The following is a 10843-nucleotide window of genomic DNA, read 5'->3' as shown; positions in this document are numbered from 1 at the left end:
GTAATGTTTGAATTGACTGTGCTGAATCTTTCGATTCAATGGTCACTTCGTTTCATTGAAACCTAATTTGATACCGAGGTATCTAATTGGATTATCATCAACGAGTGCCCACACAGATTGATAGGTCTATATTGTTAAAGAGCAACTCTTCTTTGTGATTGACATCACTTGGGAAGAGGCGGCCATTCTAGCGAGATAATTTATTGTGTCAAACACTTTCTTCAAATTATTTCGTTTTTCTTTTCAGCCTTATCAACTTCGCTTAACCCCTTGTGAGGCCTTGCCCTGTCGACGAGGAGGCATTATAGAGATCGCGCTCACATTGGCAAGTGTTATTTTTCAAAAATTGCAAAAATAATGGTTAAACGATGAGTTTTCGATCAAACCTTTATTTATTCAACTTTACCCCAAACTCTCACACAACTTATCCACAGAATTGTTCTTTGAGACGTGTTTTTCAAGTACCATAAATAAAGAAAGCTGCTTTATTGCAGCTATCTTTATTAAACTTAACCTAAACTCTATTTAAAGAGCATTATGGCTATATGCCAGACCCATCTTGTTCAGAGCCATCATCTTCGTGTAGGCCACATTCTCGCTTTAAGCCAAAGAATCGAGTTTCTTCCTCTGACATTCCCGGCTCCCATTTACGAGTAGTATGTGTATCACCAACTGAAAGGTAACCTTCATCCCACAATGGGTGGTATTTAAGGCCGTGTTGTTCTAAGTAGTAATGAACGTCTTTATTAGTCCAATCAATTACTGGTAGAAATTTAAACACACCGTTCTGAATTGATAGAATCGGTAAACCTGCACGAGATTTACTTTGCTCTCGACGCAGTCCAGAGAACCACGTTCCAACATTAAGCTCTTTTAACGCTCGACGCATCGGCTCAACTTTATTGAGCTTGTTGTATTTTTCAATTCCCTCTACGCCTTGCTCCCATAATTTTCCATATCGAGCTTCTTGCCAATTCGCACTTTCCTTGGCTCGATAAACTTTTAAATTTAGGTTGAGAGCATCTGTCAGCTCATCGATAAATCGGTACGTCTCAGCAAACAGGTAACCAGTATCGGTTAGAATGACGGGGATGTCCGCTTTGGCGCGAGTAACTAAATGAAGCATAACCGCGGCTTGAATACCAAAACTAGAAGAAACCGCGAACTCGCCTTCTAGATTATCTAAAGCCCACGCTACTCTCTCTTGTGCTGAAAGCTTTTCGAGCTCGACATTAATTTGAGCAAGACGGAGGATTTGCTCCGTCTTTGTTAATGTCAGTAACTCTGTGAGCTCCAGCTTGGATGCTACAGAATCAAGCATGAAAGTCCCTCTTTGATACGAGCACTTCTTGGATAATGCCAGCACGAATAGTGAAATCGCCAAAGGCTTCGCCTTCTTCACGCTCTTTCGACCATCGAGCCACCAGCAGATCAATCTCTTCTAAGATTTGCTTATCCGTGATGTTCTCTTTATACATTTTTGGTACTCGAGTACCGGCACGGTTACCACCTAGGTGCAAGTTGTAACGACCCGGCGCTTTGCCAACTAGACCAATTTCAGCCAACATTGCGCGACCACAACCATTTGGACACCCAGTTACACGCAAAATGATGTTGTCATTTTCTGGTAGGTTGTGCTTATCCAGAATCCCCTCAACATCAGTAACAAACTGAGGAAGGAAACGTTCAGCTTCTGCCATCGCTAGCGGACAAGTTGGAAAAGCAACACAAGCCATTGAGTTCTTACGCTGTTCACTTACGCCGTCGTCCATTAAGCCATGTTCACGAGCGATCTTTTCAATCTTCGCTTTTTCGTTTTTAGGTACACCCGCAACAATTAGGTTTTGGTTTGCTGTCATGCGGAAATCGCCTTTGTGGATTTTGGCAATTTCAGCAACACCCGTCTTAAGTGGTTTACCTGGAAAGTCTAATAAGCGACCATTTTCGATGAAAAGCGCTAAATGATATTTACCATCAATTCCTTCTACCCAGCCAATACGGTCACCACGTTCTGTGAATTCATATGGACGGCTTTGCTCAAACTTAACACCAGCACGTTTCTCGACTTCCGCTTTAAAGACATCGCTACCTACACGATCCAATGTGTATTTGGTTTTTGCGTTCTTACGGTTTGAACGGTTACCCCAGTCGCGCTGAGTTGTTACTACAGCTGCGGCAACATCAAGTGTCTTGTCCAGCGGAATAAAGCCAAAGTCGTCAGCGCGGCGCGGATAAGTTGATGTATCGCCATGCGTCATCGCTAAGCCGCCGCCGACCAGGACGTTAAAGCCTACCAGCTTACCGTTATCTGCAATCGCTACGAAGTTGAGATCGTTAGCGTGTACATCTACGTCATTTTGCGGTGGGATAACCACTGTAGTTTTAAACTTACGTGGTAAGTAGTTCTTGCCTAGAATCGGTTCGTCTTCTTCCGTGCTTTCTACTTTTTCACCGTCTAGCCAAATCTCTGCATAAGCGCGCGTCTTTGGTAATAAATGCTCACTGATCTTCTTCGCCCATTCGTAAGCTTCTTGGTGTAACTCTGACTCCACTGGGTTAGTGGTACACAACACGTTACGGTTTACATCACCCGCGGTTGCAATCGAATCAATGCCAATACTGTTGAGCGTTTGATGCATCAACTTAATATTCGGTTTTAATACCCCATGAAACTGGAACGTTTGGCGAGTCGTCAGACGAATACTTCCATATAAAGAGTGCTCCGTTGCGAACTTGTCGATCGCTAACCATTGCGTTGGCGTGATGATGCCTCCAGGCATACGAGCACGAAGCATCACATTATGTAATGGTTCCAGTTTTTGCTTTGTGCGTTCATTACGGATATCACGATCGTCTTGTTGATACATACCGTGGAAACGAATTAACTGGAAGTTGTCGGCAGTAAAGCCACCAGTAATACGGTCCTGTAAATCTTGCTCAATGGTGCCACGTAATAAGTTGCTTTCTCGCTTCAGGCGCTCGTTATCAGATAGCGGCCCTAACTCTTCACCTAATACAACCTGCTTATTATTGTCCGTAGAAAAAGTCATTAGTACACATCCCTCTGATAACGTTTCGCTTTACGTAGGTCATTAATAAATTGTTCTGCATCGTCACGCGGCATCTTGCCTTCTTGTTCAGCAACGATAACCAATGCGTCGTGCACATCTTTTGCCATACGCGTTGCATCACCGCAGACATAGATATAAGCGCCTTCTTGGATCCACTGCCACACTTGAGCTGCGTTTTCTAAGATGCGATGTTGTACGTAAACCTTTTCTACTTGGTCACGACTAAAGGCAACATCCAATCGGCTTAGTACTCCTGACTTGAGATACTTTTGCCATTCCACTTGGTACAAGAAGTCTTGAGTGAACGTGCGATCACCAAAGAACAACCAGTTTTTGCCTTCAGCATCGCGGTTTTCACGCTCCTGAATAAAGCTACGGAATGGTGCGATCCCTGTACCAGGACCAACCATGATAATTGGAGTGCTATCATCTTCCGGCAGTTTGAAGTTGTTGTTATGCTCAACAAATACTTTAACTTCACCCCCCTCTTCGAGACGCTGTGCTAAGAAACTAGACGCACCACCATATCGTTTTTCGTCGTTTTGTTCGTACTCAACCAAAGCAACCGTTAGGTGTACTTCTTCATCGACCTCTTCTTGGCTTGATGCAATAGAGTAAAGGCGTGGAGTAAGGCGACGAAGCAAACCAATCAATTCATCTGCGGTTAACTTGGTTTTCTTTTCTGCCAGTACATCAACGATTTGAGTATTTGCAGAGTACTCGCGAAGCTTATCTTTATCTTCAACTAACTTTTGTAGCTTCTTGCTACCGGATAACTCGGCAAACTTTGTGATGAGCTGCGGGTTAGATGTTGTGATTTCATATTTACTCACGAGAGCACTGTGGATTGACAAGCTTTCACCATCAACGTCAACAGTCTCAACCCCAGACAAACCGACCTTACCAAGAATGGCATTTGCAAGTTCCGAGCTATTTTCAAACCACACACCTAGTGCATCACCTGGCTGATACGTTAAGCCCGAGCCTTCTAAGTCGATTTCTATATGACGAACGTCTTTTCCAGAGTCACGGCCCGTGATTTTTTGACTGGTCAGTAACGTCGCAGTGTACGGATTTTGTTTATTGTAAGGAGAGTGCGCAGTCGCAGCTTGACCCACAGGAAGTTGAACCACATCCGCTTCAGAGCCAGAAGACAGTGTATCTTTTACCTTGTCTAACGCATTCTTACGCCATTCAGTTGCAGGGGCTTCATAATCCACATCGCAATCAAGACGCTCGATAAATGGAGTCGCGCCTAGCTTTGATAGGTAAGTGTCGAAGTCTTTACCGGTCTGACAGAAGAACTCGTAGCTAGAATCTCCCAATGCAATAACACCATATTGCAGGTTTGGCAGCTTAGGAGCCTTCTTCGATTGCAAAAACTCATGTAGCTCAATGGCATTGTCTGGCGCTTCGCCTTCGCCGTTAGTCGATGCCACAATAATGACATGCGTTTCTTTGGCTAAGTTTTTACCTTTGTAATCGCTTGCATCAAAAAGTTCGACTGCAATTCCTTCTGCTTTTGCTTCCTGTTCCAGAGCTTCAGCAACACCTTTAGCATTGCCCGTTTGGGAAGCAAAAATAATACTCAACTTACCTGCTGGCTTCGCTGATACGGCTGCCGTTGCTTGTGCAATTGGCGTTACCGCTGTGTTTGGTTGATTTTGAGCTAATCCCCAAAAATACCCACTGACCCAAGCAAGTTGCTGTGAAGACAACTCAGAGACAGTTTGTTGGAGTGAGCTAATTTGTTGGTCATTCAGAGGGCTTGCGATTGGAGGATTTCCTCCTTGCCCATTATTATCTTCAGACACATTCTTGTGAGAATACTCATTCTTTTGAAAAGACATTATCACGACATCCCTATTCATTGCGTGACGATAGAGTACCCACTCTCCTTAATAACAAGAAAGAATAGAAGTGAATGTTTTATAACTTTTTGGAAGTAAGAACGGCTTACTTTTTGCTCATCGATCTTCAATGCGGACTTGTTGAAAGCCTACTGCCATTGCCGATTTTGACGCAGTATCCAAATCTTCATAAAGACATTCTTCGCCGTGACTGTCCGTTAGAAAAACAAAACCACCGCGCGCATGTCTGAACTCTACAACCCAACCACCCTCTTGGATTGCAGGCTCAATAATCGCTTCGATAAGCTGATTTTCACGGAATAGATGTCTTAGTTCATTTATTGTCATCGCTATCCCTGCTTTAACTTTCACATTGCTCCTAGGTAAGCATGGTCTAAGTCAGCCAAATAGGGAGAAATTTCGATTAGATATAATGAAGTGATATAAAAAAACGCCGCTTATAAAGCGACGTTTTAAGTAAATCGAATATCTAACATGGCTGAATTTAGAACGCGTATTCCGCACTCACAAAGAAGCCGTTAGCAAAAATAAACTCTTTCCCTAGATCCGACATGAATTTATCGGACTCTAAATCAATCACACGGTAACCTCCACGAAAAGCCAGTCGAGCTTTTTCGAGCGGTACATTGTATTGAACACCTGCCATGAAATCGGTGCTTTTGATACCTTTGTTGTCACCAAAGTTTATCTCACCAATCACATCAAAGTTTGTATCCGGAACTTGAATTTCTGCGTAACCATACCAAGCCCAAATCAGCTCATCAAATTCTTCTACACGCCTGCTTGAGCCAGCATCAATGTATTTAGTGTCACTTAAATTACTGAACGTGAGACCCGCATCAAAGTGCAATAAATCATGCTCTAGAACGTGGTAATACAAGGTTAAATCGAGCTTATCGAACCCCATGTAATCCGCATCAACACTTGAGTAACGAAGGCGCGCATTAGGGACATATTTAACATCATGTTCAATCGCCGCGTAAAAAGTGCCTGCGGTACTGCTATCTCGTCTCACTTCATTAACTTTAGTGTCGGCAGCCCATACCTCTGCGCCGACTTTTGTCGATACAGAGTACTCTGCAAAAACAGGAAAAGATACTGCCAACGATAATGCCGTTAAAGCGATGTTCGCTTTATTTGTCATGTAGTATTTACTCCGAGATAGCTGATATTCACGTAGAGGACGTGAGAGGAAATATACCATATTCTCACGCCTCTCCATCAACTAAATGATGTTACTCATTATTTATAGCGGGGCTGAGCGACGTAATTCTTGAAGAACCAAATACCCAATGCAATCACGATTAACCATGGTAATAGTTTAAGTACCGCTCCAACCATTCCCAGTAAAAACATCACAACTAACGCAATACCAGTTGCTGCGAATACGGTCATCATTGTGATACCCGTAACCAACAAGGTCGCCGCAAAGACTAAAATAAAGATTAGCTCCAACATAATCACTTCTCCATTTGTTTTCAATAAACAGAGCAGTTTCCATACCAACTTACAGAAACGAAGTTAAGATTATGATTTTTAATAAAAAAAACAAAGCCAGAGGCATTTCTGCACTCTGGCTTTATCATTCTTTAGTTGGTAATTTTAGCCATTCACTGGCGAATTTTACACATTCAATTCTTTTGGAATCTTAGCTAGCGCGTCTTGCAATACTTCTAGACCAGAACCTGGTTTGTGCGCATTTTCACTGATATGACGACGCCATTGACGAGCACCGGGCATGCTTTGGAACAAACCTAACATGTGGCGGGTAATATGACCAAGGTACGCACCTTTCGCTAATTGCGCTTCAATGTATGGATACATCTCTTCAACAATTTCGCTGCGTTTCTTCACTGGAGCATTAGAGCCAAACAACTCTTGATCTACCGATGCCAGTAAATATGGGCTTTGGTATGCTTCACGACCAATCATCACACCGTCAAGATGCTGAAGATGTGCTTTTGCTTCTTCTAATGATTTCACGCCACCGTTAATCGCAATCGTTAGGTGTGAGAAGTCTTGCTTCAATTGGTAAGCGCGTGGGTAATCCAATGGTGGGATCTCACGGTTTTCTTTTGGGCTTAGACCACTTAACCATGCTTTACGTGCGTGGATAGTGAACTGCTCACAGCCACCCTTTTCTGAAACAATAGAAACGAAATCCGTTAGGAATTCGTAAGAGTCTTGATCATCAATACCAATGCGAGTCTTGACTGTTACAGGGATATCGACCACGTCTTTCATTGCTGCGACACAATCCGCAACTAACTGCGGTTCAGCCATTAGGCAAGCACCAAATCGACCGTTTTGTACGCGGTCAGATGGACACCCCACATTTAGGTTAATCTCATCGTAGCCACGCTCTTGCGCTAGCTTGGCACACGTAGCCAAATCTGCTGGGTTTGAACCACCAAGTTGAAGGGCTAACGGATGCTCTTCTTCGTTATAAGCCAGGAAATCTCCTTTTCCATGAATGATCGCACCTGTCGTCACCATTTCAGTGTACAACAGGGTTTCTTTGGTCATTAAGCGATGGAAGTAGCGACAATGACGATCAGTCCAATCTAACATTGGTGCTACGGAGAGCCTGCAAGAATGAGTCATGATATAAACACCCGTTTTTATGTTGCCAAGGTCGAGCGCAGCAGTACGCTCAAAAAATAAGTCGGGTATTGTATACCCAAGCACCTCTGGGTGCTAGTTTCAGCGAGAATGATTTGGTTGGCTGACTAGCCAAGTGCTTAGGAATACGCAGAAGTAATACGAATCTGTCATTCGTTGATTCATTCTGTGATGATTATTCCGCCTTCACACCACCACCGACTTGCTTTAATTCATGATTTTCGTTCTGATAGTGGGTAAAATGAAGCATTTCTAAACGAACTTCGTATAGAAATGATTTATCATAGAGCACGTCCGATAGTTATGGTGAAAGGTTTGAACCCAACAATCATTGAACAAATTGAAAGTATCTGCGCAGAGCGTGGAGTACGACTGACTCCGCAACGCCGACGCGTATTTGAACTCATTTGTTCTAATCGCCGCGCCTCAAGTGCGTATGAGCTATTGGAGCAACTAAAAGAGAGTGAGCCTCAGGCTAAGCCGCCCACTGTTTATCGAGCATTAGATTTTCTCCTAGAGCAAGGCTTCATCCACCGAGTGGAATCGACAAATAGCTTTATTACTTGTTGTTCTTTCAATACTCAGCAGCACTTTTTCCAATTACTAATTTGCGATAAATGTGGTGATGTCGTTGAACTCGAAGATGAGACGCTGATATCCTTGTTAGCCGAAAACGCCGAGAAGCATGGATTCAAACTGACCAACCAAGTTATTGAAACTCATGGTGAATGCCAGGCCTGTTCCTCCGAGACGAAAGAAAAAGTATAGAAGAACGTTATGCGCGCTGAATTTGTAAACCCGTTTTTAGCTTCTTTAATGAACGTGCTAAAAACTATGGCTTCTCTTGAGCTGAAGCCACAAAAACCGCGAATCAAAAAAGATGAGATCGCACGAGGTGACGTTTCTGGTCTGATTGGTATGGTAGGCCCACAAACTCGTGGTTCAATGTCGATCACCTTTGATGAAGCACTCGCCCTAGAAATCATGCAGAACATGCTTGGTGAACGTCCAAATGGGCTCAATGAAGAAGTGACCGATATGGTGGGTGAGATCACCAACATGGTTACTGGTGGTGCGAAACGCATTCTGGCGGAAAGTGGTTTTGACTTTGATATGGCAACACCGGTTGTGGTTTCGGGCCGAGGTCATACGATTCGCCACAAGTGTGAAGGCTCAATTATTATCATGCCTTTCTCTTCCCAATGGGGAAATGCCTTTATCGAAATTTGCTTCGAATAAAAGAGAAAAAATAGGTTGGCACTGGCCAACCTATTTTGTTTTTGCCTCAGGCAATAAAAAGGTCAGCATTTGCTGACCTTTTCTTTATCTATTCAAACATTAAGCTTTGAACGCTTTAAATGCGTTGATTAGACCGTTTGTTGAGCTGTCATGCGAGCTGATTTGAGACTCGTCTGCAAGCTCAGGTAGGATTTGGTTAGCCAGTTGTTTACCTAGCTCCACGCCCCACTGGTCAAAGCTGAAGATATTCCAGATAACACCTTGTACGAAAATTTTGTGTTCGTACATTGCGATCAAGTTACCTAGCGTACGAGGCGTGATTTGCTTCACTAGAATAGAGTTTGTTGGACGGTTACCTTCAAACACTTTGAATGGCGCAATCGCTGCCACTTCTTCAGCATTCTTACCTACTTTCACCAACTCTTCTTTCACGGTTTCTTCATTTTTACCAAACGCTAGAGCTTCAGTTTGCGCGAAGAAGTTAGACATCAGTTTTTGGTGATGATCGCTAGCTGGGTTGTGGCTAATTGCAGGTGCAATGAAGTCACATGGGATAAGCTTAGTACCTTGGTGAATTAGCTGGTAGAACGCGTGCTGACCGTTGGTACCTGGTTCACCCCAAATGATTGGGCCAGTTTGGTAAGTTACAGCATTGCCGTCACGGTCAACGTATTTACCGTTTGATTCCATGTTGCCTTGCTGGAAATATGCTGCAAAACGGTGCATGTATTGATCGTAAGGTAGGATAGCTTCTGACTCCGCACCGTGGAAGTTGTTGTACCAAATACCAATCAAAGCAAGAATCACTGGAATATTGCTTTCTAGATCTGTTGATACGAAGTGCTTGTCCATCTCGTGAGCACCATCAAGCAACTCAACAAAGTTGTCGAAACCTACTGCTAGTGCAATTGATAGACCGATCGCAGACCATAGTGAGTAACGGCCACCAACCCAGTCCCAGAATTCAAACATGTTCGCTGTATCGATACCAAATTCAGACACGGCTGTCGCGTTTGTTGAAAGCGCAGCAAAGTGCTTAGCCACATGAGCCTGATCACCCGCCGATTCTAGGAACCAATCACGAGCAGTGTGCGCGTTAGTCATGGTTTCTTGTGTTGTAAACGTCTTAGACGCGATCAAGAATAACGTCGTTTCTGGGTTAACTTTCTTCAACGTTTCAACGATGTGTGTACCATCAACGTTAGATACGAAGTGAAGGTTTAGATGATTTTTGTATGGCGCTAGAGCTTCCGTCACCATGTAAGGGCCAAGGTCAGAACCGCCGATACCGATGTTCACAATATCGGTAATTGCTTTGCCTGTGTAACCTTTCCATTCACCGCCGATAACGCGCTCAGTGAATGATTTCATTTTTTCTAGAACCGCGTTCACTGCTGGCATTACGTCTTCGCCATCTACCATAACTGGAGTATTAGCACGGTTACGTAGTGCAGTGTGAAGAACAGCGCGACCTTCTGTTTGGTTGATCGCTTCACCACTGAACATCGCTTCAATTGCAGATTTCAGCTCGGTCTCTTTCGCAAGAGCAAACAGGTGCTTCAGAGTTTCCTCATTGATGAGGTTCTTTGAGTAATCGACTAGGATGTCTGAGCCGAAACGTGCAGAGTATTTGTCGAAACGCGCTGCGTCTTGAGCAAACAGCTCTTTAAGATCCATATCTTGTGCAGATTCGAAATGCGCCGTTAGCGCTTTCCAAGCTTGTGTTTGCGTTGGATTGATATTTTTCAACATGGTCTTTATCCCGATGTTACAGTAGGTTCCATTCCTTACAGTCTAGCGAAAACTGTGGAATCCCCGATTTAGCAAATAGAATATAAATTAGATGTTTGGGCAAATTGCCACAAAACAAGTCTTTGTAATTTTTTTTCAGGCGCCAATTATGACCGAGAGCTTTTACACTCACATTGAGTTAGGTCACGTTCCCTGCCCTGAAATTGAACAATTCATTTACGATGACAAGAATCATATCATTTACTAATGACAGGCTCTAATTGGAATAGGATAGACGCCAATTTATAA

General features: G+C 43.5%; 10 protein-coding genes. 2 read left to right on the top strand and 8 right to left on the bottom strand.

Translation table 11 applies throughout. The features are described from left to right. Positions 1-541: 541 nt before the first annotated feature. The 7 genes from R7Q11_RS22960 to dusA form a co-directional block, all read right to left on the bottom strand. Entirely contained in the window at positions 542-1321 is a 780-nt protein-coding gene (locus tag R7Q11_RS22960) for a phosphoadenylyl-sulfate reductase (protein WP_005382748.1), read from the bottom strand. After that, positions 1314-3050 carry an assimilatory sulfite reductase (NADPH) hemoprotein subunit gene (gene cysI, locus R7Q11_RS22955; protein WP_136976337.1) on the bottom strand — a complete coding sequence of 579 codons (1737 nt, stop codon included), beginning with the start codon at positions 3048-3050 and terminating at the stop codon, positions 1314-1316. Before cysI ends, R7Q11_RS22960 begins: the two co-directional genes overlap by 8 nt. Continuing rightward, complete coding sequence (locus R7Q11_RS22950; protein WP_017821725.1) at positions 3050-4921, bottom strand: assimilatory sulfite reductase (NADPH) flavoprotein subunit; 1872 nt, start codon at positions 4919-4921, stop codon at positions 3050-3052. The genes cysI and R7Q11_RS22950 overlap by 1 nt, the downstream gene beginning before the upstream one ends. A 117-nt stretch (positions 4922-5038) precedes the next feature. Beyond that, positions 5039-5269 (bottom strand): hypothetical protein, encoded by a 231-nt coding sequence (locus tag R7Q11_RS22945; RefSeq protein WP_005381264.1) that lies wholly within the window; start codon positions 5267-5269, stop codon positions 5039-5041. Positions 5270-5426: 157 nt separating this feature from the next. After that, the gene (locus R7Q11_RS22940) at positions 5427-6086 is read right to left on the bottom strand and encodes a TIGR04219 family outer membrane beta-barrel protein (RefSeq protein ID WP_005381265.1); all 660 of its coding nucleotides are present in this window, start codon (positions 6084-6086) and stop codon (positions 5427-5429) included. Positions 6087-6184: 98 nt separating this feature from the next. Continuing rightward, on the bottom strand, positions 6185-6400 hold the full coding sequence (gene pspG, locus R7Q11_RS22935) for an envelope stress response protein PspG (RefSeq protein WP_005381266.1): 216 nt from the start codon (positions 6398-6400) through the stop codon (positions 6185-6187). A 165-nt stretch (positions 6401-6565) separates the two neighbouring features. Beyond that, the gene (dusA, locus tag R7Q11_RS22930) at positions 6566-7546 is read right to left on the bottom strand and encodes a tRNA dihydrouridine(20/20a) synthase DusA (RefSeq protein WP_017821727.1); all 981 of its coding nucleotides are present in this window, start codon (positions 7544-7546) and stop codon (positions 6566-6568) included. Positions 7547-7867: 321 nt separating this feature from the next. Between dusA and zur the strand changes: the two genes are divergently transcribed. Continuing rightward, on the top strand, positions 7868-8332 hold the full coding sequence (gene zur, locus R7Q11_RS22925; RefSeq protein ID WP_005381268.1) for a zinc uptake transcriptional repressor Zur: 465 nt from the start codon (positions 7868-7870) through the stop codon (positions 8330-8332). Positions 8333-8341: 9 nt separating this feature from the next. Continuing rightward, positions 8342-8803, top strand: a complete 462-nt coding sequence (locus tag R7Q11_RS22920; protein ID WP_005381269.1) for a chemotaxis protein CheX — start codon at positions 8342-8344, stop codon at positions 8801-8803. A gap of 99 nt (positions 8804-8902) precedes the next feature. Here R7Q11_RS22920 and pgi read toward each other — a convergent pair whose 3' ends face one another. Next, positions 8903-10555, bottom strand: coding sequence for a glucose-6-phosphate isomerase (gene pgi, locus R7Q11_RS22915; RefSeq protein ID WP_005381270.1), 1653 nt, complete (start codon positions 10553-10555; stop codon positions 8903-8905). Between the last annotated feature and the right edge of the window lie 288 nt (positions 10556-10843).

It is taken from the genome of Vibrio sp. 970 (assembly GCF_033339075.1).
Note: the sequence above shows the minus strand (reverse complement) of the source record. Positions and strands in the feature narration are given on the sequence as shown.

Excerpts from the sequence above, each read along its gene's own strand:
- R7Q11_RS22960 (WP_005382748.1), bottom strand. The coding sequence starts at position 1,321 with ATGCTTGATTCTGTAGCATCCAAGCTGGAGCTCACAGAGTTACTGACA.
- cysI (WP_136976337.1), bottom strand. The coding sequence starts at position 3,050 with ATGACTTTTTCTACGGACAATAATAAGCAGGTTGTATTAGGTGAAGAG.
- R7Q11_RS22950 (WP_017821725.1), bottom strand. The coding sequence starts at position 4,921 with ATGTCTTTTCAAAAGAATGAGTATTCTCACAAGAATGTGTCTGAAGAT.
- R7Q11_RS22945 (WP_005381264.1), bottom strand. The coding sequence starts at position 5,269 with ATGACAATAAATGAACTAAGACATCTATTCCGTGAAAATCAGCTTATC.
- R7Q11_RS22940 (WP_005381265.1), bottom strand. The coding sequence starts at position 6,086 with ATGACAAATAAAGCGAACATCGCTTTAACGGCATTATCGTTGGCAGTA.
- pspG (WP_005381266.1), bottom strand. The coding sequence starts at position 6,400 with ATGTTGGAGCTAATCTTTATTTTAGTCTTTGCGGCGACCTTGTTGGTT.
- dusA (WP_017821727.1), bottom strand. The coding sequence starts at position 7,546 with ATGACTCATTCTTGCAGGCTCTCCGTAGCACCAATGTTAGATTGGACT.
- zur (WP_005381268.1), top strand. The coding sequence starts at position 7,868 with ATGGTGAAAGGTTTGAACCCAACAATCATTGAACAAATTGAAAGTATC.
- R7Q11_RS22920 (WP_005381269.1), top strand. The coding sequence starts at position 8,342 with ATGCGCGCTGAATTTGTAAACCCGTTTTTAGCTTCTTTAATGAACGTG.
- pgi (WP_005381270.1), bottom strand. The coding sequence starts at position 10,555 with ATGTTGAAAAATATCAATCCAACGCAAACACAAGCTTGGAAAGCGCTA.